Here is a 23721-nt window from a genome sequence, read left to right as displayed (position 1 = left end):
CACCGCCGACACGGCGTCAACGTACAAGTCGTCGCGGACGCCGCCGGGCGTCTCGTGTGGGCGTCGCCAGCACTGCCCGGCGCGGTCCACGACCTGACCGCCGCCCGCGCCCACGGCGTCATCGACGCAATAACACACGCCAGCGTGACGGCCTTCGCGGACAAGGGCTACCAAGGCGCCGTCGGAACAGTGCGAACCCCGTTCAAACGCCACCGTCACCGGCCGAGGCTGTCACGCCGGCAGAAGGCCGTGAACAAGGCACACGCGAAGATCCGGGCCTGCGGCGAACGCGCGATCGCCACCCTCAAGACCTGGAAGCTCCTGGCCAAGCTCCGCTGCTGCCCACGCCGAGCCACCGCGATCGTGCAGGCGATCCTCGTCCTGCACCGAGTCGAGACCAGTCGCTACGCAAGATGAAAATGGCTCCATCTTCCATGATCACCCAAAGGGATTGGCCAGGTTGTACTTCTGTCCCCGCCAGTGCCAATCAATCGATGACCAGTCGCGGTCCCCGAGGCGAACAGCCTTCCAACCGTAGCAAGCTCCCATGCCGGCTCTTGGTCCTGCCGTCGGCCAGCAGCACCAGGGTGTCGGGGTCGAAGCTGTGGCACTTCGGTTCGTTCCCGGAGCCGCCGCCCCCTTCGGCGGACCCGCCGCCCTCCGTGGTGGTGGCCGGTTCGGCGGGTCTGGCGTTCGAGCCGTCGCCCGTGTGCTTGTTCTTCTAGGACTCGTCCCCGGTCTTGCCGCCGCTCTCCGGATCGGACCCGTACGGATCCCGGGCATTCGCCGCCTCCGCCACGTCCTCGGCTATCGCCCCCGCGCCCTTGCCGAAGACCTTGCCGCCGATCCACCTGATGAGCCGGGCTGCGTACCGCAGCGCCAGAGCGATGGCCTCGGCGGCGAGTTTGCCGCCCATCCCCTCGGCGCCCCGCCGAAGCCGCACGACGGCCCGGGCCCGTTCGAGCGACTCAACGCCGCCTACGCCGCCGCCGAGCAGGAACGAGTCGATTGAGCAGCTGGGGACTTCGCCGCTCGTGGCCGTATCCGGCAGTTCATAGCCGGTCTTGTCGGCTGGTCGCCGCGGTCGTTGTTGCGCCGGGCTGGCCGGCGTCGGGCTGGGTGGCGGTCCAGGAGGCGAGCAGGTCGAGTGCGTGGGCGGTCGGTGAGGCGGGCTCGGCGGCGTAGAGGGTCAAGCTGAGGCCGGGTTCGGAGACCAGGTCGACGCTTTCGTAGGCGAGTTCGAGGTCGCCGACGTCGTGGTGGTGGAAGCGTTTGGTGCCGGCGCCGTGGGCGCGGACGTTGTGGGCGCTCCAGCGGCGGCGGAAGGCGTCGCTGCGGGTGGACAGTTCGCCGACGAGGTCGTGGAGGTCCTTGTCGTGGGGATCGCGTCCGGCTTCGGTGTGCAGGATGGCGACGCAGGTGTCGGCGGCGGTGTCCCAGTCGGGGTAGAAGTCGTGGGCGGCGTCGAGGTGCAGGAACGTGAAGCGGGCGAAGTTCGGGCAGCCCTCGGGGGTCGTGTCGTAGAGGGCGGCGTGCATGGCCCGGCCGAGATGGTTGGCGGCGAGCAGGTCCATGCGACCGTTGCGGATGATGGCCGGCGCGGTGAACCGGTCGAGGACCCATTGCAGGCTCGGGCGGGGCGTCCAGCGCTTCGTGGGGCGGCGGCGGGGGCGCATGCCGGCGCTGGTGCCGTCGGCGGCGTGGGCGAGGTGGAACAGGTGGGCCCGCTCGGCGTCGTCGAGTTGCAGCGCCCGGGCGAGGGCGTCCAGGACCGAGGCGGACACGCCGGCGATCGCGCCGCGTTCGAGTTTGGCGTAGTATTCGATGCTCACCCCGGCGAGCGTGGCGACCTCGCTGCGGCGCAGCCCGGGCACGCGGCGGTTGCCGGCGTCGGGCAGCCCGGCCCGCTGCGGGGTGATGTTGGCCCGGCGGGAGACGAGGAAGTCGCGAACCTCGGCGCGATTGTCCATGGCTTCGACGGTACGACCCGGCAGCGGGGCGGTGGGGTGCCCTGGTAGTACACGTTTCGCCAGTGACTCCCCGCCGGCCGCCGGATCGGGTTGGCTGGTGTTGTGGCCGTCGACGGCATACCGCAGCAGCGGGCGTCGGGACAGGCCGCGGCTACCCGAGAGGTCTGCTCGACGATGAACCCCACGTACGATTTCACCGGCCAGGTCGCTTTCGTCACTGGCGCCGGCTCCGGCATGGGTTTGGCGACCGCCCGGGCGTTCGCCGAGGCCGGTGCCGCGGTCACGCTCGCCGACATCGACGAAGCCGCCCTGCAGGCCGCCACCGAGACGCTCCGCGACGCCGGCCATCAGGTGCTGGGTGTGCGGTGTGACGTCGCCGACGAGGCGAGTGTGGCCGCCGTGATCCGGGCGACGGTCGAACAGTTCGGCCGGCTCGACATGGCGTTCAACAACGCCGGTATCCAGGTGCCGCCCAGCGACGCCGCCGACGAGCCCGCCGAGGTCTTCGACCGGGTCAACGCCATCAACCTGCGCGGCGTGTGGGCCTGCATGAAGCACGAGCTCGCCCAGATGCGTGGTCAGGGCAGCGGCGCCGTAGTCAACTGCTCCTCGCTCGGCGGTCTCGTCGGCCTGCCCGGCCGTGCGGCCTACCACGCGTCCAAGCACGGCGTGCTCGGCCTGACGAGCAGCGCCGCGCTCGAGTACGCGCCGCGCGGCATCCGGATCAACGCGGTCTGCCCCGGGACGATCGCCACGCCGATGGTCACCGACATGATCGACAAGGGTGAGCTCGACCTCGCCGAGGCCGTGGCCAACCAGCCCATCAACCGCCTCGGCGAGGCCCAGGAGATCGCCGCCGCCGTGCTCTGGCTGTGCAGCCCCGACGCCAGCTTCGTCGTCGGCGTCGCCCTGCCCGTCGACGGCGGCTACACCGCCCGCTGAAGCCCGGGCCGGCGGCCGATGCCCAAGCGACGTCCACGCCGATCCGTCCGGAGACGACCGCCATGAACCGAAAGGAAAACTTCCCCGACCAGGCCGCCGAGGGGTACCGGGCCATGGACGACCGCCGCGCGATCAAGGTGCTGTTGCAGCCGTGAGGGAGCAGGAAAATCATCGCCAGGTCGAGGAGTTCCGTGCCGGGGACGTGGTCCGGTGCCCGCCGGGCGTCAAGCACTGGCACGCCGCCGTCCCGGACGGGCAGGGCCGCGAATGGCCCGAACACGTCACCGACGAGCAGTACATTCAGCGCCGGTCGGGTGCGGGCGTCAGCCGGAACGCAAAGATGATGGCGATGCCGGCGACGGCGGTGCCGATGGAGAAGAGCAGCGACGCGTCGACGCCGGCCACGAAGGCGGTGCGCACGGTGTCGGCGAGGGCCGCCGACCCGGTCCGCTCCGCCAGGGCCACGCCCTGGTAGACGCTCTGCCGCACCTGCTCGGCGGCGTCCGGGGCGAGGCCGCCGAGGTCGAGGTTGGCGCGATAGGCGGCCGCGAGCATGCTCCCGGCGACGGCGGTGCCGAGCGGGCCCGCGGTCTTCTGGAAGGCCTGCACGACGGCGGAGCCGATGCCGCTGCGGTCGGGCGAAAGCCGGGACAGGGCCGCGGCGGTGGCCGCGGTGAGGGTCAGGCCGGCGCCGGCGCAGAGCAGGACCATCCAGGCGGCGACGAACGCCATGCTCGAGCTCACCCGGGTCGCCAGGCCCAGCGCCCCGCCCGCGCCGAGCAGCAGGAAGCCCAGCGCGATGGCGGCCCGGGGACCCGCCCGGCGGGCCAGGGCGCCGGCCGGTAGGGCGCCGAGGACGAGGCCGCCGACCACGGGCAGCAGGCGCACGCCCGAGCCGAGGGCGCCGACGCCGCGGACCGCCTCGAAGTACTGCGGCATGCTGAACAGCAGCCCGATCATCCCCAGCCCGGCCAGCCCGCCCAGCGCCGCGGGGACCGTGAACGACGCCGAGCGGATCAGCGCCGGGTCGATCATCGGGTGGCCCCCGCGGGCGGCGAGGCGGCGCTCCCAGAGCCCGAAGGCGGCGAGCAGCAGCACGCCCGCGGCCATCAGCGCCACGGCGGCCGGGTCGGTCCAGCCCTCGCGGCCGGCCTCGATCAGGCCGTAGGTGAGCGCGACCAGGCCGGCGACCGAGGCGGCGGCGCCGACCGTGTCGAGGTCCGGGCGCTGCTCGGCGCGGGACTCGGGGACCAGGGCCGCGCCGACGAGCAGGCCGAGCGCGACGACCGGGACGTTGAGCAGGAACACCCAGCCCCACCAGAACCGCTCCAGCATCCAGCCGCCGAGGATCGGCCCGAGCGGGAGGGCGAGGAAGTTGGCCGCCTCGTAGAGGCCCACCGCCCGGGGCCGCTCCGCGTCGTCGAACATCACGGTCAGGGCCGACATCGCCATGACCGTGACCCCGGCGCCGGCCAGGCCCATCATGAGCCGGGCGGCCAGGAAGACCCAGGGCGTGCTCGCCAACGCGCACAGCACCGAGCCGGCGCCGAAGACCGCGAGGGAGCCCAGCAGCAGCCTCTTGCGGCCGAACCGGTCGCCGATGAGGCCGGCGGGGATCACGCCGGCGGCCAGCAGCAGCAGGTACCCGGCCTGGAACCACTCCAGGTCGGACGCGGAGGCGTGCAGCGCGTTGCCCAGCGTGGGCAGCGCCACCGCGAGGACGGTGCCGTCGAGGCTCACGGCGAGCACGTTGAGGCACACGGCCGCCAGGCTGACCGATACTTTGTATCGCATGCGAGACAATGTATCGACTGATGGTTGCGAGGGGAACCCCGCCGCGGCCGGTACGATTCCGACCTGATGACGCCGGATGAGGAGAGCCTGGTCTGGACGCGGCCGGCCCCGGCCCGCCGCCTGCCGCAGACCCGCGAGTCGATCGTCGCCGCCGCCGTCCGCCTGGCCGACGCCGAGGGCCTGGCCGCGGTCACGGTCCGCCGCCTCGCCGAGGAGCTCGACGCGCGGCCGATGAGCATCTACTCGTACGCCCGGGTCGAGTCCAAGGACGAGCTGCTCGACCTCATGATCGACGAGGTCTGCGGCGACATGCTCGTCGAGGACCTGCCCGAGGACTGGCGCCCGGCGCTGCGGGCCATCGCCGAGCGCACCCGCGCGGCGCTGCTGGCCCACCCGTGGTGGATCGAGCTGATCGGTCGCAACGTGCTGCTCGGCCCGCACGGCACCCGCTACCGGGAGCAGTCCCTCGCCGCGGTGCGCACCCTCGACGCCGACGAGCCGGCCCGCCAGGCGGCGATCGTCACCGTGCAGACGTTCGTCGTCGGCCAGATCGCCTTCGCCCTCGACGAGCAGGGCGCGGCCGCGGCCGGTGGACGCCACCCGGAGGCGGCGATCCGGCAGTACCACCGGCAGCTCCTGGCCACCGGCGACTTCCCGCTGCTGGCCGGCGCGGGCCCGGCCGAGCCGACGACGGCCGACGACCGCGACCGGTACTTCGCCCAGGGCCTCGAATGGCTCCTCGCCGGCATCTCGTCGGCGCAGTCCCCCGGCGGGCGCCCGGTACAGTGACTGAGGTGGACGCGCCGGGGTTCGAGCGGCTGCGGCGCAGCTCGGCGGCGTCCGACGCGGTGCGCAGCATCCAGCGGATGATCGTGGACGGCCGGCTGCGGCCGGGGCAGCGGCTGCCCGCGGAGCGCGAGCTCAGCGAGATGCTCGGGATCAGCCGGCCCACGCTGCGCGAGACGATCCGGTCGCTGGTCAGCCTCAACATCCTGGAGAGCCGCCACGGCGCCGGGACGTTCGTGTCGTCGCTGGACACGGCGGCGCTGCTGGAGCCGCTGCAGTTCGTGATGGCTCTGAACGAGCGCACGATCGACGAGCTGTTCGAGGCGCGGCTACTGCTGGAGCCGGCGCTCGCCGCACTGGCGGCGCGGCGGGCCGGGGGCGCGGACGTGGCGGCGATGCGGGCCGCGCTCGACGGGCCGGATCCGGTGGCGGCCGACACCGAGCTGCACCGGCTCATCGCCGAGGCCGCCGGCAACGCGCTGCTCACCACGATGCTGCGGACCCTCGCCACCCTCGGCGCGCAGAGCCGCCGGCTGACCGCGGCCGCGCCCGGGGTCCTGCCGAGGACCGCCGAGGAGCACGCGGCGATCGTGGACGCCATCGAGCGCGGCGACGCCGACGGCGCCCGGGCGGCGATGACCGCACACCTGGAACGGATCGCCGCCGTGGCCCGGGAGAGCGCCGCTCCCTAGGGGAGCGCGGGCCGGGACTGCGGAGCGTAATCAAATAAGACTCTTTACAACAAACTAAGTCTTGTTTACTAATTGAGATGGACAGATGTCCATCCCTCGATCAGCGTGTTCACGGGAGGGTAGCCACCCCATGCCCAAGAAACGACTCCTCGCACTCCTGGCAACAGCGGGCCTGACGATCGCCGCCGCCACGGCCGTCGTCCTGCCCACCGCCGCCGCACACGCGGACGCCGCCTGCGCGGCCGCGTACGCCGACGCCACGGTGTACACCGGCGGCATGCAGGCCTCGTACAACGGCCACAACTGGACCGCCAAGTGGTGGACCCAGCACGAGGTCCCGAGCACCGGCGGCTCCGGCGTCTGGACCGACAACGGCAGCTGCGGCGGCGGCACCGGCGGTGGTGGTGGCGGCACGGGCACGTGCAGCTACCCGAACTGGGTCGCCGGCCAGTGGTACGCCACCGGCGCGATCGTGCGGTACACCAACGGCGGGTACTACCAGGCGACGCACGACAACCCGGGCTACGACCCGACCATCAGCACCTGGTACTGGTCGCCGTACACCTGTGGCGGCGGCACCGGCGGCGGCGGGGGCGGGAGCACCGGCGGCTTCGTGGTCAGCGAGGCCCAGTTCAACCAGATGTTCCCGAGCCGGAACTCGTTCTACACGTACGCCGGGCTGACCGACGCCATGAAGAAGTACCCCGCGTTCGCCACCACCGGCAGCGACACCGTCAAGCGGCAGGAGGCCGCCGCGTTCCTGGCCAACGTGAGCCACGAGACCGGCGGGCTGGTGTACATCAACGAGATCAACACCGCGAACTGGCCGACGTACTGCGACTGGAGCCAGCCCTACGGCTGCCCCGCCGGCCAGTCGGCGTACCACGGCCGCGGCCCGATCCAGCTGAGCTGGAACTTCAACTACAAGGCGGCCGGGGACGCGCTCGGCGTCGACCTGCTCAACAACCCGGACCTGGTGGCGACGAACTCGTCGATCTCGTGGCAGACCGGCCTGTGGTACTGGATGACCGGTACCGGCGGCGCGGGCACGACGTCGCACAACGCGATGGTGAACGGCCAGGGCTTCGGCACCACGATCCGGGCCATCAACAGCATCGAGTGCAACGGCGGCAACCCCGCGCAGATGCAGAGCCGGGTGAACCTCTACAACCAGTTCGTCGGCATCCTCGGCGTCCCGGCGGGTGGGAACCTCACCTGCTAACCCGGGCAATTGGCTTGTCCACTTGACCTCTCCCGGATTAGGGTCCATGGCATGAAGCTTTGCCGACTCGGACCCGAAGGAGGCGAGCGCCCCGCCGTCATCGACGACGAGGGCGCCGCCTTCGACCTCACAGGCCTCACCACCGACATCGACGGGCCGTTCCTCGCGGGCGGCGGCATCGAGCGGGTCCGGGAGGCCCTCGCCGCCGGCGGGCTGCCGCGACTCGGGGACGCGCCGGGCCTGCGCTACGGCCCGCCGGTCGCCGGCATCGGCAAGATCGTCTGCATCGGGCTGAACTACGCCCGGCACGCCGCCGAGTCCGGGGCCGAGCCACCCGCCGAGCCGGTCGTGTTCATGAAGGCGGCGGACACCGTGGTCGGGCCCGACGACGCGGTGCGCATCCCGCGGGCCAGCACCAAGACGGACTACGAGGTCGAGCTGGCCGTCGTCATCGGGAGCCTGGCGCGGTACCTCGACAGCCCCGCCGACGCCGAGCGGCACATCGCCGGGTACGCCGTGGCCAACGACGTCTCCGAGCGGGAGTTCCAGCTCGAGCGCGGCGGGCAGTGGGACAAGGGCAAGAACTGCGAGACGTTCAACCCGCTCGGCCCCTGGCTGGTGCCGGCCGCCGGGCTGGACGTGCCCGCGCTGCGGCTGCGCTCCTGGGTCAACGGCGAGCCGAGGCAGGACGAGCGCGCGGCGGACATGATCTTCGACGTGCCGCACCTGGTGTGGTACCTCAGCCAGTTCATGACCCTGTACCCCGGCGACGTCATCAACACCGGCACCCCGGCGGGCGTCGCGATGGGCATGCCCGGCCAGCCGTACCTCCGCCCGGGCGACGTCGTGGAGCTGGAGATCGAAGGACTGGGCCGCCAGCGCCAAACCCTGGTGTGACTACGGCGAGGGGGCGAGCCCGGTGCACTTGCGCAGGTCGGCGAACCGCTGCCGCGCGGCCGCCGCGGCCGCCCCCGTGAGCGGCCTGGGCTGCCCGCTGCCGGAAACCACCGCCGGGACCAGCTCCGCCCCGACCACCGAATGCCCGCGCACGCGCACCTTCAGCACGCCGGTGTCGGCCGACCCGACGTACCACACGAAATTCCCCAGCCCGTAGGCCACATATGTCCGCCCGAGCCACCCGTCGCCCTGCAGCACGTGCGCATGCGCCCCGATGATCATGTCCGCCCCGGCATCGGCCAACGCCTTGGCGAACGACTTCTGATCGGCATTGGGACACGACACCGTCTCGGTCCCCCAGTGGTTGAACACGACCACGACGTCCGCCCGCTCCCGCGCCGCCCGCACCGCCGCGACGGCCCGGGGCACATCCCAGGCCATCGCGATCCCGGACGTGGACGGCCCGGCCTTCCAGCTCTCGGCGAGCGTGTGAATCTGGCTGAACCCGACGATCGCGACCCGCACCCCGCGCGCGGACAGGATCAGCGGCGCGTAGGCCTCGTCGAGGCTGCGCCCGCCCCCGAACACCGCAACCCCCGAGGCGGCCGCCCCGTCCAGCGTGTCGGCGAACCCCACCCGCCCGTAGTCGAGCGCATGGTTGTTCGCAATCGAGACAGCGTCGATGCCGGCATCTTTGATCGCCTGGTACGCCGAGACAGGCGCCCTGAAATGAAACTCCTTGGGCTCGGGCGTCCCGCGGCTGGTCACCGCCGACTCGAGGTTGACCACGGCAAGGTCCGCCCCCGACAGCTCCCCCGCCATCGGCCCGATCGCGGCGGCCGGCTCCTTGAGCAACCCCTCGGTCCGCCCGGTGAAGTGCACGTCCCCGGCGAACGCCAGCGTCAGCTCGACGGGCACCGACGGCGACGGACTCGCGCTCCCAGACGGGCTGGCGCTCGCGGCGGCACTCGCACTCTCGACGGGGCGGGCCGCTCCCCCGTCACAGCCGGAAACCAGCAGCACCGCCGTAGCCGCAACAGCCCACCAGGCCTTCACCGCGTCAGCGTACGACTCCGGCTCGTCAGTCGCGCACGCAGAACTCGTTGCCTTCCGGATCGGTCAGCACGGTCCATTCGTCGAGCTCGGCGAGTCGCGACGCGCCGAGGACGAGCAGGCGGGCGACCTCGGCGGCGCGGTCGTCGGACCGCAGGTCCAGGTGCAGGCGGTTCTTCGCGGCCTTCGGCTCCGCAACCAGTTGGAACCACAGGCGAGGGCCCCCGTCCGCCTCGACCAGCACGGTCGGGTCGTCCTCGGGGTCGTCGATCCCGCCGGCCCGCAGGCGCGCCAGTTCGGCGTCGTCGTACGGGGCCACGCGGTAGCCGTCCAGCGCGGCCGCCCAGAAGCGGGCCAGCGAGGCAGGGTGCCGGCAGTCGACGACGATGTCGTGGAGCTTGGCCATATCTACTTCGAGGTGGGGACGTAGGGCCGGGGCGGGAAGCAGTCCTCAGCGCACTTCAGGTAGCCGGTCCAGCTGTTGCCGCCGCTGCCCGTGTAGAAGAAGACCAGGTAGGCCTGGCCGTCGCCGGGGCGCAGCGCATTCATGGTGACCGAGCCGAGGTGGTCGTCCGCCTTCGTGTGCTCGTCGATGGTCAGCTTCACGTCCGAGTGCGGGCCCTCCGAGGCGGTCGAGCCGCGGTCCAGCGTGTACCGCCCGGCGGCGTCGATCGGCGCCGCTCCCGGGTCGGGGCTGGTGGGGTAGTCCTCGAACAGCTCGCGCGGCAGGTTCAGCGCGGTGAAGGTGCCGTCCTCGGCGAAGGTGATGAAGCGCTCGGTGCCGGCGTGCCACGTGCCGGCGATGTTCGCCGTGGTCATGTCGACGGGGTCGCCGGGATCCTGCAGTGCCTCGCCGATGGAGCATCCGAGGGTGACCACCAGCGCCGCCACGAGGGTCGCGGAAACCAGGCCCCGTTTCATGAGGGTCTATTGTTCCACGGCCGTCCGCGCCATGTGGTCCCGCAACTGCTGTGCCTCGCGGTGCTGGCCCCCGGCGCGTAGCACGCGTCCGGCGTCCTCGCGCCGCTGCGCGCACAGCAGTGACCGGGCGGTGCGCAGGATCGCCTCGACGGACGGCTCGCTCGGTTCGCGCTCCCCGCGCGCCAGTACCGCCCGGTCGTGCGCGGCCAGCGCCTCGTCGAACGACCCGATCTCGGCCAGCAGCGCGGCGTGCAGCTCGTGATCCAGCTCGTCGCCGGATCGGGCGGCCACCCCGCCCTGCAGCGGCGCGACGATGGCCGGCTCGCGGTGGTACTCCTGCACGGCCCACGCCAGCTGTCCCCGCGTGGCCGTCGTCGCGAGCTCGGCCAGGAGCACCTCGAGGTCGGCGGCGCGATCCGGCCGGCGCAGGTGCCGGATGAGGTCGAGGCAGTGCGGCAGGCCGCCGCCCGCGACGCCGAGGCGCAGCAACCGCTCGGCCCGGCCCGGATCGCGGGCGGCGATGTGGTTGGCCAGCGCGGCGTGGTGGAACTCGCGGCCGTCGTCGGCGGCGATTTCGTGCCGCAGCGCCACCGCCGCGGGCAGCCAGTCCGACGAGTCGGCCGCCACGACGATCGCCCCCCACACCATGCCGGCGGCGGGCACCGCCGCCTCGGCCGTGTCGACCCAGCTGCGGGTGCCCATCCAGACGCACCACACGCCCACGAACGGGACCGCCACGACGGCGGCGCGGACCACCCAGACGAGCAGGACCGCCGGCCAGAGCCGCACGCCCCAGAATCTCCGCATCCGCATACGTTGATGATGCCGAGCCGGTTCAACCCTGAGCCGGTGCCGCTTCAACCCTGCGCCGCTGGACGAGCCGGCCCCACGCCGACGCGGCGAGGACGGCGGCGGCGAAGAGCGCGACACTGCCCGCGACGTCCAGCACGTAGTGGTTCCCGGTGGCGAGCACGTCCGCCGTCATGAGCAGCGGGAACAGCCACGGCAGCAGGGACGGGAGCGGGTGGGCGACGCGGAGCGCGGACCATGCGGTGTACGCGCACCACAGCGCCCAGCCCACGTGCAGGCTGGGCATGGCCGAGTAGTGGTTCCCGCCGCTGCCGGCGTCCCAGATGTCGTACGCGGCGACGATGTCGGTGATGCCCGGCAGGGCCAACCGCGGCGGCGACATCGGCACCGCCCAGTACACCGGCAGGATCAGGGCCGTCATCGCCACCATCGTCCGGAGGGCCCTGCGGTACACCTCGGGATGCCGTAGGAACACCCACACCAGCACGCCGAGGACGACCGCGTAGTACGACCGGTACAGGTACACCGCGGCATGGCTCAGGGCCAGGTGCCCGGCCAGCCAATGGTTCACGCCTGGCTCGATGTCCAGGTGTACGGCACGTTCGGCGGACTGCAGCGCCAGCGCGTTGGCGGTGGCGGTGGCGGCGACGTCCTTGCCGAGGGCGGAGTGCACCCGCGTGAACAGCAGCAGCCACAGCAGCAGCGCCAGCGCGCTCAGCCATCGACGTCGCTCGGGCACCCGGTCACGATAGCCCCTGGCGCACGCGGCGCCGGTGAGCTATTCCCAACGCCGTTCAGGTAGGCGGGGCCGTGTGTGGTCAAGGGTGTGTTGATCGGGAGATGCATGGCGGTTGGCTGTCATGATCGGCATATGACTGACCTTGGGGAAGCTGCGCCGGGCGATGTGGCGTATAGGTGGTCGCCGTGGCGTTTCGCGATTGCAATGGCGGTCGTAGGTTTCGCGGCGGCAGCTGCCGTCTCGTTGCTGTTTTCGGCTCTGGCTGCCGACCTGAGATTCCCACCGGTTTCTGATTGGGTTCTTTTCGTCGGCGTTTATACGCTCTTCTTCGCCGCCTTCTCGGTGCTCTTCACGCGGAGCAGGCCGCCGTCGTTGAGGTTCGGCGGTGAAGGGGTCGAGCTGGCCGCTGCGCGGCGTAATGCAGTCTGGGTTCCTTACAGGGCTGTGTTGAGCGTGCAGGTGCGGTGGATGTGGCCGTTGTCGGTGCTGAACGTCTTCGTTGGCCTCGGCGACGAGTCGCAGGTGGAGCTGTTTGACCGCGGGGGCCGTCGACCGCTGCGCAGGCAGAAGGGCAAGCGGCTGCGCTTCTCGTTGCCACTTGCGGGATTGGGTGCGTCGGCCGCGACCGTTCGGTCCGAGCTTCGTAGCCGACATTTGGCCGAGTAGCGAACTGCGACTGTGCCGGCGGTATCGGTGGACCTTGTCGAGCATGATCGCCTCCGTTGGCTGTAGAGACGCGTCGAAACCGGCGAGAACCACCGAAGTGGCGGTTTCACGGTGCCAGCAGGTGGCGCAGGTACCGGTCGGGCCGGTCGAGGAACGCCCGGAAGTGCTCGACGACGGCGAGGTCGGACCAGGCGGCCGGGCGGATGCCGTGCTCGCCGAGCTCCAGCACGGTCGCGCCGGGCAGGGCGGTCAGCACCGGGGAGTGGGTGGCCACCACGAGCTGGGCGCCGTCCTCGGCCAGGGCGGCGACGCGGGACATGAGGCTGAGGGTGGAGGTGAAGGAGAGCGCGGCCTCGGGCTCGTCGAGCAGGTAGAAGCCGGGCCGGGTGAACTTGCGTTCCAGCAGCGCCAGGAATCCCTCGCCGTGGCTGCGCTCGTGCAGGTCCGTGTCGCGCGAGTCGGGCAGTTCCTCCAGGTACGTGTAGAGGCCGTGCGTGGTCTCCGCGCGCAGGAAGTACGCGTCGGCCCGCCCGCCCGGGCTGCGCACCAGCCGCAGCGCCGCGCCCAGCGGCGACTCGGTGCGGCGGGTGCGGTGCATCGCGCTGCGCGAGCCGCCCTCCGGATTCAGCCCGTACGCCTGCGCCAGCGCCTCGATCAGCGTGGACTTGCCCGAGCCGTTCTCGCCGACGAGGAACGTCACGCCGGCCGGCAGGTCGAGCCCGGCGTCCAGCACCGCACGGACGGCGGGAATGCCGGCCCACCACGCGCCCGTCTCCCACTCGGCACCCGGCTCGCGCTCGACCCGCCGCACCGGGCGGGCGAGCTGCCGGTCGCGCCCCTCCATGCCGGGAACATTACCGCCGTACGACACCGGCTCCGGTGCATCCCGGGGGCGGCATTGCGGGACGTGTAACCTGTTGGTTACGCTTTCCGGCGTGGACGAAGTGGCGGGGGCGATCGCCGACCCGGTGCGGCGGGAGATCCTGCTCATGCTGCGCGACGAGCCGCTCTCGGCCGGGCAGATCGCCGACCGGTTCGCGATCAGCCGGCCCGCGATCAGCCGGCACCTGCGCGTGCTGCGCGAGGCCGGCCTGGTGCGCGACGCGGCGGACGGGCGGCGGCGGGTCTACGCGCTGGTCGCCGCGCCGCTCGACGAGCTGGCCGGGTGGCTGGCCCGGCTGACGCGCCCGTCCGGCTGGCAGCACCGCTTCGATGCCTTGGAGACCGAGGTGTACCGCACCCGCCGCGAACGGCAGAGCGCCGCCCGGCGGCCCGCAACCCAGGACCAGGACCAGAAGGAGACCGCATGAGCCCGACCCCCACCGGCCGGCTGTTCGGCAACGACCTCGTGGTGATCCGCACGTTCCGCGCCCCCGTCGAGGACGTCTGGGCGAGCATCACCGACCCGGCGCGCACGGCCCGCTGGTTCGGCCCGTGGGAGGGCGACGGCGCGCCGGGCGGCGCGATCAAGGTCCAGATGGTGCACGAGGAGGGCACGCCCTGGATGGACATGACCATCGACGCGTGCGAGCCGCCGCGCCGGCTGGCGCTCTCCTCCGCGGACGAGCACGGCGGCTGGCACATGGAGATGGAGCTGGCCGAGAGCGCGGGCGTGACCGAGCTGCGGTTCACCCATCACCTGACCGGCACGGACGGCGTCGGCGAGGTCGGCCCGGGCTGGGAGTACTACCTGGACGCCCTGGTCGCCGCCCGCGAGGACCGGCCGATGCCGGACTTCAACGACTACTACCCGGCGCAGAAGGAGTACTTCGAAGCGCAGCGGTAGCCGCCGACGTCCTCACCGTGCGGACGCGACCGGCACGGCGAGCATGGCGGCACGGGCACGGACAGAACGATACCGATCCCGCGGGGTTCCGCGACGACACCGGATGCTCGATGATGGACGCCGTGGCAGACGTCGCAGCCGTCCGGCCGCCCGACCTCGTCGGCGCGCTCGCGCGCCCGGTCGCCGTCATCGACGCCTCGATGCGCTGCGGCGACCTCGACCTGCAGTTCCGCGCCGACCCGGCGCTCGCCTGCGTCGCCGTCGTGTACCTCGACGGCGGCATCGGCCTCATCACCCGCGACCGGTTCGGGCACCTGATGTCCGGCCCGTTCGGCTACGGCCGGGCCCTGTGGGAGAAGACCCCGGCCGGGCGCACCGCCGACCCGGCCCCGATGATCGTCCCCGAGGACGCCGGCGTGGTCGACGTCTGCGAGCTGGTCGGCCGGCGCGACCGGATCCGCCGCTACGACGAGGTGTTGGTGCGCCGCCCCGACGGGCGCCTCGGCCGGGTGTCGGCGGCCCGGCTGTACGAGGCGCTGGCCGACCTCATGGCCCATCAGGCGATCCGCGACCCGCTGACCGGCCTGGCCAACCGCGCCCACTTCCTCGACCGGCTGGATGCCGCCTGCCGCGGGGAGTCCCATCCCGGCGTTGCCGTGGTCTTCGTCGACCTCGACCGGATGAAGCAGGTCAACGACGGCCTGGGGCACAACGTCGGCGACCGGCTCATCGTCTCCACCGCCCACCGCCTGAGCGCCGCCGCCCGCGACGGCGACCTGGTGGCCCGCCTCGGCGGCGACGAGTTCGCGGTGCTCAGCCGCCTGGTCACCGGCGGGCGCCGGGCCGACCTGTCCGCGGTGGCGCTGGGCGAGCGCTTCCGGCTGGCGGTCGCCACCCCCGACCCGGGCCTGCCGCCCGGCGCGCACAGCCTCGCCAGCGTCGGGGTCGCGGTCGGCGCGGCCCGCGCCGACGCCCAGACGCTGCTGAGCGAGGCCGACATGGCCATGTACCGGGCCAAGCAGGCCGGCGGCGACGCGGTGCGCATCGCGCTGGACGTCGGCGACCAGCTCGACGCCCACCCGGGTGCGGGCGACGCGATCGTGGCCGCCATCGAGCGCGGCGAGCTGCGGCTGTTCTACCAGCCGATCATCGGCGTCGACGACGGCCGGGTCCGCTCGGTCGAGGCTCTGGTCCGCTGGCAGCACCCGCGCCACGGCCTGCTCGCCCCGGACCGCTTCCTGCCCGACGTGCAGCGCGCCCGGCTCCTGCCGGAGCTGGACCGCTGGGTGCTGGAGCGCATGGCCGCCGACCTGGCCGCGTGGGACGCCGAGCTGGGCGGGCAGGCGCCGCGGTACGTCAACGTCAACCTCACCGTCGAGACGTTGCGCGCCGCCGATGCGGCCGCCCGGATTCTCGCCCCGCTGCGCGCCGCGTCCCTCTCGCCCGCCCGCCTGCGCGTCGAGCTGCCGGAGTCGGCCGACCTGGCCGACTTTCGCGACGCCATCGGCCAGCTGCACGAGCTGCGGCGACAGGGCACCGGCATCGTCCTGGACGACATGGGCGCCGGTTCGGCGACGCTTCGCCATCTGTCGGTACTGCCCGTGACCGGCCTGAAGATCGACCGCTCGTTCGTCGCCGGCATGCTCGACAACCGCAACGACCACGCGGTGATCCGCCTGCTCGCCGACCTGGGCCGCAGCCTCGCCATCGACGTGACGGCCGAGGGCGTCGAGGGCGACGAGCAGCTCGACCGGCTGCGCCGGCTCCAGGTCCCCTTCGCCCAGGGCTACCACCTGGGCCTGCCCGCGCCGGCCGATCACCTGACCGCGCTGCTGCGCACCGGACGGCCCCGCGGCGTGGCCCGCGTTCCCACGCCGCTGCGCTGACACGGGCGGTGATCGGCGGGTCTGGCACAATTGGCGGCGTGCTCCCCGCCATGCGCCACACCACGCGCGACCTGCGCCGGCGCAACCGGGCCGCGCTGCTGTCGCTCATCTACCACCAGGGCACCGCGAGCCGCGTCGAGCTGATGCAGGCGTCCGGGCTGAGCTCGGGCTCGGTGAGCAACGTGGTGGGCGACCTGGTCGCCGACGGGATGATCGCCGAGACCGGCTCCGAGGACTCCGACGGCGGGCGCCCGCGCACGCTGTTGCGGGTGCGGCCCGAGTTCGGCAACGTCGTCGGGGTCGACATCGGCGAGACCCACGTGCAGGTCGGGCTCTTCGACTGGACGCTGCAGCGCGTCACCAGCACCACCTTCGCCATCGCCGAGACCAGCCTGGAGCCGGAGTCGGTGGCCTGGATGGTCAGCGCCGGCATCGCGAAGGTCACCGCCGAGGCCGGCGTCGACCCGGCCGGCCTGCTCGGCGTCGGGGTGGGCGTGCCCGGTGCGGTGCAGCCGACCGGGGACGGCACCGCCGTGCACGCGCCGACGCTGCGCTGGTCCGGGGTGCGCCTGGACGAGATGCTGGCCGCGAGCGTCACCGCGCCGCTGCACATCGACAACGTCGCCCGGACCCTGGGCCAGGCCGAGATGTGGCGGGGCGCCGGGCGGGGCGCGAGCCGCAGCGTGGTCGCGCTGCTGGGGGTCGGGATCGGCGCCGCGCTGGCCACCGGGCCCGGCTCGCGCGAGGCGACGAGCAGCACCATCGAGTGGGGCCACACGGTCATCACGGTCGGCGGCGCGCCCTGCCGCTGCGGGTCGCGGGGCTGCCTGGAGGCGTACGTCGGGGCCGAGGCCGTCCTGTCGCGCTACGCGGAGCTGCCCGGCGCCCGGCCCATCGAGTCCATCGGCACGGAGGCCCGGCTGGCCGAGCTGGCGGCCCGGGCCGAGGGTCCCGGCCCGGCGGCGAACGTCCTGGACACCACCGCCGAGTACCTCGGCATCGGCATCGCCAACCTGGTGAACCTGCTCAACCCGGACCGGGTGGTGCTCGCCGGCTGGGTGGCCGAGGTCATCGGGCCGCAGATCCTCCCGGCCGTGCGGGCGGCGGCCCGGCGGCACGCCCTGCCGTACCTCTACGGGCAGCTGCAGATCCGGCTCGGCGAGCTGGGCACCGACGCGGTTGCGCTCGGCGCCGCCACGCTCCCGGTCGTCCAGGTGCTGGCGACGGGCGAGCCGCCGAACGCCCGCTGACGCACCGTGGCGCCATTGACGGACTCCCTCCGGCCACTTACCTTAAGTCGTAACATAAGTGCCTCCACGGGAGTCCGCGCATGACCCCTCCTGCCGGCGACGGCCAGCTCTACATCGACGGAACGTTCCGCGACCCGCTCGGCGGTCGCACCGGCCCGGTGCTGGAGAAGGCCACCGGCGCCCCGATCGGCGCCTACGCGCGGGGCGACGCGGCCGACGTGGACCTGGCCGTGCGGGCCGCGAGGGCCGCCCAGCCGGGGTGGGCCGCGCTCGGCGCCCCCGAGCGGGCCGGATACCTGCGCCGCCTCGGCGCCTACCTGGAGACCCACCACGAGGACCTCGTCCGGCAGAGCATGCGCGAGACCGGCGGCGTGCGGGCCAAGGCCGAGGACGAGGTGGGCGCGAGCATCCGCCAGCTGCAGATCTCCGCCGTGCAGGCCACGGACAGCGCCGGGGAGCTGCTCCAGCCGTACAAGGCCGGGAAGCTGTCGATGTCCCGCGCCGTCCCGCTCGGGGTGCTCGGCGTGATCACCCCGTGGAACTACCCCATGAACCTCGCCATGCGGGCGGTGGCGCCCGGCCTGGCGTTCGGCAACACGGTCGTGCTCAAGCCGGCCGAGCTGACCCCGATCATCGGCGGCCAGGTCCTCGCCCGGGCCGCGCAGGAGGCCGGCCTGCCGCCGGGCGTGCTCAACGTCGTCACCGGCGACGGGCCCGAGGCCGGGCACGCGCTCGCCGAGCACCGCGGCGTCGACCTGCTCGACTTCACCGGCTCCCGCGCGGTGGGCCTGGCCATCGCCGCGTCGGCCGCCACCGACCTGCGCAACGTGCGCCTGGAGCTCGGCGGCTCCAACGCCTTCGTGGTGCTCGACGACGCCGACGTCGAGCTCGCCGCCTCCGCCGCGATGGTGGCCTCCCTGGAGTTCCAGGGTCAGACCTGCATCAGCGCCAGCCGCCACATCGTGCAGCGCGCGGTGGCCGGGCGCTACACCGACGCCGTGACCCGGCGGGCCGAGGCGCTCACCGTCGGCGACCCACTGGCCCCCGGCACCGACCTCGGGCCGCTCATCAGCGCGGCCCAGCGCGACCGGCTGCACCACGAGATCGTCGAGCCGTCGATCGCCATGGGTGCGAAGCTGGTCACGGGCGGCACGTACGATGGCCTCTTCTACCGCCCGACCGTGCTGACCGGGGTCACCCCGGACATGCCGGCCTTCCGGGAGGAGATCTTCGGCCCGGTCCTCCCGATCACCGTGGTGGACTCCGACGAGGAGGCGATCGAGCTGGTCAACGGCTACCCGATGCTGATGGACTCGGTGTTCTCGGCCGACCTGATCCGCGGCCTGGGCGTCGCCGAGCGGCTGCAGGCCGGCGAGGTCCACGTCAACGACGCCCACGCCCGCCACGGCGCGGAGAACCAGATGCCGGGCTTCACGAGGCGGCAGTGGATCGGGGTCCAGCGCGCGCCGCTGACCCTGCCGGCCTGGACGGGCCGGCGATGACCGCTCCCGCGCGCCAGGCGCTCGTCGTGCGGGGCGGCTGGGAAGGCCACGCCCCCGTCGAGACCACCGAGCTGTTCCGGCCCGCGCTCGTCGATGCCGGCTTCGAGGTGACCGTCGCCGAGGATCTCGACGTGTACCGCGACGAAGCCCTGATGTCCCGCACCGACCTCGTCGTGCAGTGCTGGACCGGCGGCACGCTCACCAGGGAGCAGAGCGAGGGCCTGCGCCGGGCGGTCCACGCCGGCACCGGGCTGGCCGGCTGGCACGGCGGGCTGGTCGCCACGTTCGCCGACGACCACGAGTACCTGCGCATGGTCGGCGGGCTGTTCCTGTTCCACCCGGCCGAGTTCGTCGAGCACCGGGTCCGCATCGAGGCCGACCATCCGATCGTGGCCGGCATCGAGGACTTCGCGGTGCACACCGAGCAGTACTGGATGCTCTCCGACGCCCGCAACGAGGTCCTGGCCACCACCGTCGTCGACCCGGCCGACGGCGGCCAGGGCGAAGGTGCGGTCGGCATGCCCGTGGTCTGGACCCGGCAGTGGGGCCGCGGCCGGATCTTCTTCTCCGCCATCGGCCACCGCATCGAGGACCTGCGCCAGCCCGAGGTGCACACCCTGACCGCCCGCGGGCTGGTCTGGGCGAGCCGATGACCGGCCGCTTCGGCCTCGGCACCGCCCCGCTCGGCATCTACCCCGACCAGGTGGACGCCCGGCAGGCGCAGCGCTGCCTGGAGCGGGCCGAGGAGCTGGGCATCCGGTACTTCGACACCGCGCCCTTCTACGGCGCCGGCCTGGCCGAGGAGCGCCTGGGCGCCTTCCTCGCCGGCCGCGACGACCTGACCGTGTCCACGAAGGTCGGGCGCACCGTGGTCGACGGGAGCACCACGGTCTTCGACTTCGGCCGGGACGCGATCCTGCGCCAGTTCGACGAGAGCCTGCGGCGGCTGGGCAGGGACCGGATCGACATGGTGTACCTGCACGACCCCGACGACCACTGGGCCGCCGCGATCGACGAGGCCTGGCCGGTGCTGGCCGAGCTGCGGGCGAGCGGGGCGGTCGGCGCCGTCGGCGCGGGCATGAACCAGGCGCCGATGCTGCACCGGTTCGTGCGCGAGACCGACATGGACGTCATCCTGCTGGCCAACCGCTACACGCTGCTGCAGCAGTACGAGGCCGACGAACTGTTCGCCGCGTGCGCCGAGCGGGGCGTGCGGGTCGTGCTCGGCGCCGTGCTCAACGGCGGCATCCTGGCCACCGGCGCGGTGCCGGGGGCGCACTTCCTGTACCGGCCACCGCCGCCGGAGGTCATCGACCGGGTGGCCCGCATCGAGGCGGTGGGCCACCGCCACGGGGTGCCGTTGATCGCCGCCGCCCTCCAGTTCGCCGCGGCACACCCCGCGGCCGCCTCCGTGCTCCTCGGCCCCAAGTCGGCCGGGGAGCTCGAACAGAACCTCGCCGCGGCCGCGCACCCGATCCCGGCCGCGTTCTGGGCCGAGCTGCGCGGGCTCGGCCTGGTCGGCGCGGACCGGCCACTGCCGGCCTGATCCGCCACCACCCGATTGACCGCACCCGTCTCACGACTTACCTTAAGTCGAAGGAAAAGTCTGGGATCTCCGCTCGCACACACCCCCCGAGTGAGGAACCGCCATGAACACTCCCTTCCGAAAGCCGGTGCTGGCCGGCGTGCTCGCCGCCGCGCTCGCCCTGGCGGCCGGCTGCTCCGGCGACAAGGACACCCCCGGCCCCTCCGGCAGCGCCGGCGGGAAGGTCGAGCTGACCTTCTGGGACTGGGACCCCAACATGGACAAGGTCGTCGCGCTGTGGAACGACGCCCACCCCGACATCCACGTCACCGTCTCCAACCCGGCCGGCGGCGACCAGCTCGTCGCCAAGATGATCACCGCGCACCAGGCCAGGAACGGCCCGGACATCGCCAAGGTCGAGTACCAGTCGCTGCCCGCGCTCGTCTCCAACGGCGTGGTGCGGGACATCACCGGGTACACCAAACAGGCGGTGACCAACTTCGACGCGGCGACCCTGCGCGCGACGACGTTCGAGGGCAAGGTGTACGGCATCCCGCAGGACGTCGCGCCGCTGATGCTCTTCTACCGCGCCGACATCTTCCAGCAGTACGGGCTGGCGGTGCCGGCGACCTGGGAGCAGTACGCCCAGGAGGCCTCGACGCTGCACCAGAAGGCCCCGAACGTGTCGATGACCAACTTCGACGCCGCCGACCCCGGCTGGTTCACCGGCCTGGTCCAGCAGGCCGGCGCCGACTGGTGGACGGCCGACGGCACGACGTGGAAGGTCGACATCAACGGCCAGGCGTCGAAGAAGGTCGCCGGCTACTGGGAGGGCCTGGTCGGCAACGGCACCGTGCTGAAGAACCCGTCGTTCTCGCCGCAGTGGAACAAGCAGATGAACGACGGCAGCATCGCCACCTGGATCTCCGGCGCCTGGGCCCCCGCCCAGCTCGGCGGTATCGCGCCCGGGACCAAGGGCAAGTGGGCGGCGGCGCCGCTGCCGGCCTGGACCGCCGGCGACAAGACCACCGGCATCTGGGGCGGCTCGGCGGTGACGGTCACGGCCGACTCCGCCCACCCGGCCCAGGCCGCCCAGTTCGTGTCCTGGCTCAACGCCGACGACACGGCCGTGGCCGCCCAGGTGGAGAACATCAACGTGTACCCCGCCTCGACGTCGGGGCGGTCGCTGCCGATCCTGCAGAAGCCGCCGGCGTTCCTGCCCAACCAGCCGGACTTCTACACGGTCGTCAAGTCCGTCGCCCCGTCGGCGCGCAGCTTCTCGATCTGGGGCCCGAACGTCACCGTCACCTTCCGCGGCTACACCGACGCGTTCGGCGCGGCGCTGCAGAACGGCACCTCCTTCGGCGCCGCGCTCGACACCATCCAGGACAGCACCACGGCCGACATGAAGAAGCTCGGCTTCAAGGTCGGATGATGACCACACCACCGACGCGCCGGCGGCGGCGCAGCGCCCTGCCGTACTTCCTGGTGCTGCCGGCCACGCTGCTGTTCGCGCTGTTCATCGTGGCCCCGGGCGCCTACGCCGTGCTGCTGAGCCTGCAGCGGCGCAAGGTGTCCGGGGGACTGCTCGGCGCCGGCTCCGAGGTGGTCTGGGTCGGCCTGGACAACTACCGCCAGGTGCTCGCCGACCGCGAGCTGTGGTCGAGCGTCCTACGGATGCTCGCGGTCGGCGCGGTCACCATCCCGGTCACCATCGGGCTGGCGCTGCTGTTCGCCCTGCTGCTGGACACCGCCCGGGCCCGCTTCACCCGGGTCGCCCGGCTGCTGATCTTCCTGCCGTACGCGGTGCCCGGCGTGATCGCGACCCTGCTGTGGGGCTTCATGTACCTGCCCGCGACCAGCCCCATCGGCGGCGACCACGTCGACTACTTCGGCCCCGCCGCCGTCTACGCGTCGGTGGCGAACATTGCGGTGTGGGGCGCGGCCGGCTTCAACATGGTGGTCATCTACACCGCGCTGCGCGCCCTGCCGCCGGAGATCTACGAGGCGGCCCGCGTCGACGGCAGCTCCGAGCTGCAGATCGCGCTGCGCATCAAGGTGCCGCTCGTGCTGCCGGCGATCACCATGTGCACCCTGTTCACCGTGCTCGCCTCGGCGCAGCTGTTCAACGAGCCCAACACCCTCAAGCCGCTGTCCAACGCCATCTCCTCCACCTGGGTGCCGCTCATGAAGGTGTACACCGACGCGTTCGTCAACTCCGACATCTACTCGGCCGCGGCCACCTCCGTGGTCCTCGCCGTGGTGGCGCTGCTCGTGTCGTTCGCCGCCGCGCGCGTGGTGCAGGCCCGCATCGCCGGGGGCGACCGGTGAGCGCCACGACCGTGGCGCCCGCCCCGCCGCGCACCCGCCCCGGCCTCCCGCCGCAGCGCCCCGGGCGGCGCAGCGTGGCCCTGCTGCCGACCGCCGCCCTGGTCCTCGGCGCCGTGTACTGCATCGTGCCGGCGCTGTGGATCCTCATCGCCGCCACCAAGTCCCCGGCGCAGCTGTTCGCCACGGCGACGTACCTGCCGAGCCTCGACGGCGGGCTGGTGCGCAACGTCCGCGAGCTCTCGGCGTACCACGGCGGGATCTTCTGGCGCTGGATGGGCAACAGCTTCCTGTATGCCTGCGTCGGCGGGGTCCTGGCCTCGGCGATCTCCGCCGCGACCGGGTACGCGCTGGCCAAGTACGAGTTCGCGGGCCGGCGCGCGCTGTTCAACGTCATCCTGGCCGGCGTCCTGCTGCCGCAGATCGTGCTGGCGATCCCGCAGTACCTGTTGCTGTCCCACGTGGGGCTGACCGACAGCTACGCCGGCGTGATCCTGCCGCAGCTGTTCAACCCGTACGGCATCTACCTGTGCCGCATCTACGCCGCCGCCGCGGTCGACGACGCATTGCTGGAGGCCGGGCGGATCGACGGGGCCGGCGAGTCACGGCTCTTCTGGTCCGTCGGCCTGCGGCTCATGGCGCCCGGCCTGATCACCGTGTTCCTGCTGCAGTTCATCGCGATCTGGAACAATTTCCTGTTGCCGTTCGTCATGGTCGCCGACGACACGAAGTTCCCGCTCACAGTCGGCCTCTACAGCCTGCTGCGGCACGGCGCGGCCGAGGCCTCCCTCTACTCGCTGGTCATCACCGGCACGCTGCTCTCCGTGCTGCCGGTCATCGCGCTGTTCCTGTCGTTGCAGCGGTACTGGAACATCGATCTCGTCACGGGCGCGGTTCGCTGATGGCCTCTTCGGTCCCGGGTGAATCCCGGGGTGGTCCGCGGCGCCCGGAG

Annotated in this window: 26 protein-coding genes; 17 read left to right on the top strand and 9 right to left on the bottom strand. The window is 72.6% G+C overall.

The window, feature by feature from the left end; translation table 11 throughout:
• On the top strand, positions 1-417 hold a 417-nt coding region (locus ABD352_RS05575), incomplete at its 5' end, for a transposase family protein (RefSeq protein WP_344611119.1).
• A gap of 304 nt (positions 418-721) precedes the next feature.
• Here ABD352_RS05575 and ABD352_RS05570 read toward each other — a convergent pair.
• Positions 722-943, bottom strand: coding sequence for a hypothetical protein (locus tag ABD352_RS05570; protein ID WP_344611118.1), 222 nt, complete (start codon positions 941-943; stop codon positions 722-724).
• 109 nt (positions 944-1052) lie between these two features.
• Entirely contained in the window at positions 1053-1970 is a 918-nt protein-coding gene (locus ABD352_RS05565; protein ID WP_344611117.1) for a helix-turn-helix transcriptional regulator, read from the bottom strand.
• Positions 1971-2144: 174 nt separating this feature from the next.
• Between ABD352_RS05565 and ABD352_RS05560 the strand changes: the two genes are divergently transcribed.
• On the top strand, positions 2145-2912 hold the full coding sequence (locus ABD352_RS05560) for a glucose 1-dehydrogenase (protein ID WP_344611116.1): 768 nt from the start codon (positions 2145-2147) through the stop codon (positions 2910-2912).
• A 300-nt stretch (positions 2913-3212) separates the two neighbouring features.
• Here the strand turns inward: ABD352_RS05560 and ABD352_RS05555 are convergent, their stop codons facing one another.
• Positions 3213-4706 (bottom strand): MFS transporter, encoded by a 1494-nt coding sequence (locus ABD352_RS05555; protein ID WP_344611115.1) that lies wholly within the window; start codon positions 4704-4706, stop codon positions 3213-3215.
• Positions 4707-4772: 66 nt separating this feature from the next.
• Here ABD352_RS05555 and ABD352_RS05550 point away from each other — a divergent pair, with 66 nt between their 5' ends.
• The 4 genes from ABD352_RS05550 to ABD352_RS05535 all read left to right on the top strand — a co-directional run bounded on the left by ABD352_RS05550 (position 4773) and on the right by ABD352_RS05535 (position 8303).
• A complete protein-coding gene (locus tag ABD352_RS05550) occupies positions 4773-5495 on the top strand; it encodes a TetR/AcrR family transcriptional regulator (RefSeq protein WP_344611114.1) in 723 nt (240 codons plus the stop codon).
• Positions 5496-5500: 5 nt separating this feature from the next.
• Positions 5501-6184, top strand: coding sequence for a FadR/GntR family transcriptional regulator (locus tag ABD352_RS05545; protein WP_344611113.1), 684 nt, complete (start codon positions 5501-5503; stop codon positions 6182-6184).
• A 130-nt stretch (positions 6185-6314) separates the two neighbouring features.
• Entirely contained in the window at positions 6315-7406 is a 1092-nt protein-coding gene (locus ABD352_RS05540) for a glycoside hydrolase family 19 protein (RefSeq protein WP_344611112.1), read from the top strand.
• A gap of 51 nt (positions 7407-7457) precedes the next feature.
• The gene (locus ABD352_RS05535) at positions 7458-8303 is read left to right on the top strand and encodes a fumarylacetoacetate hydrolase family protein (RefSeq protein ID WP_344611111.1); all 846 of its coding nucleotides are present in this window, start codon (positions 7458-7460) and stop codon (positions 8301-8303) included.
• Here ABD352_RS05535 and ABD352_RS05530 read toward each other — a convergent pair whose 3' ends face one another.
• From ABD352_RS05530 to ABD352_RS05510, 5 genes are all read right to left on the bottom strand, one after another.
• Entirely contained in the window at positions 8304-9221 is a 918-nt protein-coding gene (locus tag ABD352_RS05530) for a CapA family protein (RefSeq protein WP_344611110.1), read from the bottom strand. It abuts the gene before it with no gap.
• Positions 9222-9384: 163 nt separating this feature from the next.
• Positions 9385-9762 carry a VOC family protein gene (locus ABD352_RS05525; RefSeq protein ID WP_344611109.1) on the bottom strand — a complete coding sequence of 126 codons (378 nt, stop codon included), beginning with the start codon at positions 9760-9762 and terminating at the stop codon, positions 9385-9387.
• 2 nt (positions 9763-9764) lie between these two features.
• The gene (locus tag ABD352_RS05520) at positions 9765-10277 is read right to left on the bottom strand and encodes a hypothetical protein (RefSeq protein WP_344611108.1); all 513 of its coding nucleotides are present in this window, start codon (positions 10275-10277) and stop codon (positions 9765-9767) included.
• A 6-nt stretch (positions 10278-10283) separates the two neighbouring features.
• Positions 10284-11090 carry a hypothetical protein gene (locus tag ABD352_RS05515; RefSeq protein ID WP_344611107.1) on the bottom strand — a complete coding sequence of 269 codons (807 nt, stop codon included), beginning with the start codon at positions 11088-11090 and terminating at the stop codon, positions 10284-10286.
• 22 nt (positions 11091-11112) lie between these two features.
• Positions 11113-11826: a phosphatase PAP2 family protein gene (locus ABD352_RS05510; protein WP_344611106.1), complete on the bottom strand. Its 714-nt coding sequence runs from the start codon at positions 11824-11826 to the stop codon at positions 11113-11115.
• A gap of 132 nt (positions 11827-11958) precedes the next feature.
• On the opposite strand from ABD352_RS05510, the gene ABD352_RS05505 reads away from it, so the two are divergent.
• Complete coding sequence (locus ABD352_RS05505) at positions 11959-12492, top strand: hypothetical protein (RefSeq protein WP_344611105.1); 534 nt, start codon at positions 11959-11961, stop codon at positions 12490-12492.
• Positions 12493-12598: 106 nt separating this feature from the next.
• Here ABD352_RS05505 and ABD352_RS05500 read toward each other — a convergent pair whose 3' ends face one another.
• Entirely contained in the window at positions 12599-13336 is a 738-nt protein-coding gene (locus tag ABD352_RS05500) for an AAA family ATPase (RefSeq protein WP_344611104.1), read from the bottom strand.
• A gap of 91 nt (positions 13337-13427) precedes the next feature.
• Here ABD352_RS05500 and ABD352_RS05495 point away from each other — a divergent pair, with 91 nt between their 5' ends.
• The 10 genes from ABD352_RS05495 (at position 13428) to ABD352_RS05450 (ending at position 23671) form a co-directional block, all read left to right on the top strand.
• Positions 13428-13802 (top strand): metalloregulator ArsR/SmtB family transcription factor, encoded by a 375-nt coding sequence (locus ABD352_RS05495; protein WP_344611103.1) that lies wholly within the window; start codon positions 13428-13430, stop codon positions 13800-13802.
• The gene (locus ABD352_RS05490) at positions 13799-14278 is read left to right on the top strand and encodes an SRPBCC family protein (protein WP_344611102.1); all 480 of its coding nucleotides are present in this window, start codon (positions 13799-13801) and stop codon (positions 14276-14278) included. The genes ABD352_RS05495 and ABD352_RS05490 overlap by 4 nt, the downstream gene beginning before the upstream one ends.
• A 122-nt stretch (positions 14279-14400) precedes the next feature.
• A complete protein-coding gene (locus ABD352_RS05485) occupies positions 14401-16164 on the top strand; it encodes a putative bifunctional diguanylate cyclase/phosphodiesterase (protein ID WP_344611101.1) in 1764 nt (587 codons plus the stop codon).
• Between the two features lie 38 nt (positions 16165-16202).
• Positions 16203-17414: an ROK family transcriptional regulator gene (locus ABD352_RS05480; RefSeq protein WP_344611100.1), complete on the top strand. Its 1212-nt coding sequence runs from the start codon at positions 16203-16205 to the stop codon at positions 17412-17414.
• 80 nt (positions 17415-17494) lie between these two features.
• Positions 17495-18916, top strand: coding sequence for an aldehyde dehydrogenase family protein (locus tag ABD352_RS05475; RefSeq protein ID WP_344611099.1), 1422 nt, complete (start codon positions 17495-17497; stop codon positions 18914-18916).
• Entirely contained in the window at positions 18913-19569 is a 657-nt protein-coding gene (locus ABD352_RS05470) for a ThuA domain-containing protein (protein ID WP_344611098.1), read from the top strand. Before ABD352_RS05475 ends, ABD352_RS05470 begins: the two co-directional genes overlap by 4 nt.
• Positions 19566-20462: an aldo/keto reductase gene (locus ABD352_RS05465; RefSeq protein WP_344611097.1), complete on the top strand. Its 897-nt coding sequence runs from the start codon at positions 19566-19568 to the stop codon at positions 20460-20462. The genes ABD352_RS05470 and ABD352_RS05465 overlap by 4 nt, the downstream gene beginning before the upstream one ends.
• A gap of 103 nt (positions 20463-20565) precedes the next feature.
• Entirely contained in the window at positions 20566-21876 is a 1311-nt protein-coding gene (locus tag ABD352_RS05460; protein ID WP_344611096.1) for an ABC transporter substrate-binding protein, read from the top strand.
• Positions 21876-22772, top strand: coding sequence for a carbohydrate ABC transporter permease (locus tag ABD352_RS05455; protein ID WP_344611095.1), 897 nt, complete (start codon positions 21876-21878; stop codon positions 22770-22772). The genes ABD352_RS05460 and ABD352_RS05455 overlap by 1 nt, the downstream gene beginning before the upstream one ends.
• Positions 22769-23671, top strand: a complete 903-nt coding sequence (locus ABD352_RS05450) for a carbohydrate ABC transporter permease (protein ID WP_344611094.1) — start codon at positions 22769-22771, stop codon at positions 23669-23671. Before ABD352_RS05455 ends, ABD352_RS05450 begins: the two co-directional genes overlap by 4 nt.
• Positions 23672-23721: the final 50 nt, after the last annotated feature.

The sequence above is a fragment of the Dactylosporangium salmoneum genome, from assembly GCF_039532525.1.
GTDB classification, from domain to species: Bacteria; Actinomycetota; Actinomycetes; order Mycobacteriales; family Micromonosporaceae; genus Dactylosporangium; species Dactylosporangium salmoneum.
Note: the sequence above shows the minus strand (reverse complement) of the source record. Positions and strands in the feature narration are given on the sequence as shown.

Excerpts from the sequence above, each read along its gene's own strand:
- ABD352_RS05565 (WP_344611117.1), bottom strand. The coding sequence starts at position 1,970 with ATGGACAATCGCGCCGAGGTTCGCGACTTCCTCGTCTCCCGCCGGGCC.
- ABD352_RS05560 (WP_344611116.1), top strand. The coding sequence starts at position 2,145 with ATGAACCCCACGTACGATTTCACCGGCCAGGTCGCTTTCGTCACTGGC.
- ABD352_RS05555 (WP_344611115.1), bottom strand. The coding sequence starts at position 4,706 with ATGCGATACAAAGTATCGGTCAGCCTGGCGGCCGTGTGCCTCAACGTG.
- ABD352_RS05550 (WP_344611114.1), top strand. The coding sequence starts at position 4,773 with ATGACGCCGGATGAGGAGAGCCTGGTCTGGACGCGGCCGGCCCCGGCC.
- ABD352_RS05540 (WP_344611112.1), top strand. The coding sequence starts at position 6,315 with ATGCCCAAGAAACGACTCCTCGCACTCCTGGCAACAGCGGGCCTGACG.
- ABD352_RS05535 (WP_344611111.1), top strand. The coding sequence starts at position 7,458 with ATGAAGCTTTGCCGACTCGGACCCGAAGGAGGCGAGCGCCCCGCCGTC.
- ABD352_RS05525 (WP_344611109.1), bottom strand. The coding sequence starts at position 9,762 with ATGGCCAAGCTCCACGACATCGTCGTCGACTGCCGGCACCCTGCCTCG.
- ABD352_RS05520 (WP_344611108.1), bottom strand. The coding sequence starts at position 10,277 with ATGAAACGGGGCCTGGTTTCCGCGACCCTCGTGGCGGCGCTGGTGGTC.
- ABD352_RS05515 (WP_344611107.1), bottom strand. The coding sequence starts at position 11,090 with ATGCGGATGCGGAGATTCTGGGGCGTGCGGCTCTGGCCGGCGGTCCTG.
- ABD352_RS05505 (WP_344611105.1), top strand. The coding sequence starts at position 11,959 with ATGACTGACCTTGGGGAAGCTGCGCCGGGCGATGTGGCGTATAGGTGG.
- ABD352_RS05500 (WP_344611104.1), bottom strand. The coding sequence starts at position 13,336 with ATGGAGGGGCGCGACCGGCAGCTCGCCCGCCCGGTGCGGCGGGTCGAG.
- ABD352_RS05490 (WP_344611102.1), top strand. The coding sequence starts at position 13,799 with ATGAGCCCGACCCCCACCGGCCGGCTGTTCGGCAACGACCTCGTGGTG.
- ABD352_RS05475 (WP_344611099.1), top strand. The coding sequence starts at position 17,495 with ATGACCCCTCCTGCCGGCGACGGCCAGCTCTACATCGACGGAACGTTC.
- ABD352_RS05470 (WP_344611098.1), top strand. The coding sequence starts at position 18,913 with ATGACCGCTCCCGCGCGCCAGGCGCTCGTCGTGCGGGGCGGCTGGGAA.
- ABD352_RS05465 (WP_344611097.1), top strand. The coding sequence starts at position 19,566 with ATGACCGGCCGCTTCGGCCTCGGCACCGCCCCGCTCGGCATCTACCCC.
- ABD352_RS05460 (WP_344611096.1), top strand. The coding sequence starts at position 20,566 with ATGAACACTCCCTTCCGAAAGCCGGTGCTGGCCGGCGTGCTCGCCGCC.
- ABD352_RS05455 (WP_344611095.1), top strand. The coding sequence starts at position 21,876 with ATGACCACACCACCGACGCGCCGGCGGCGGCGCAGCGCCCTGCCGTAC.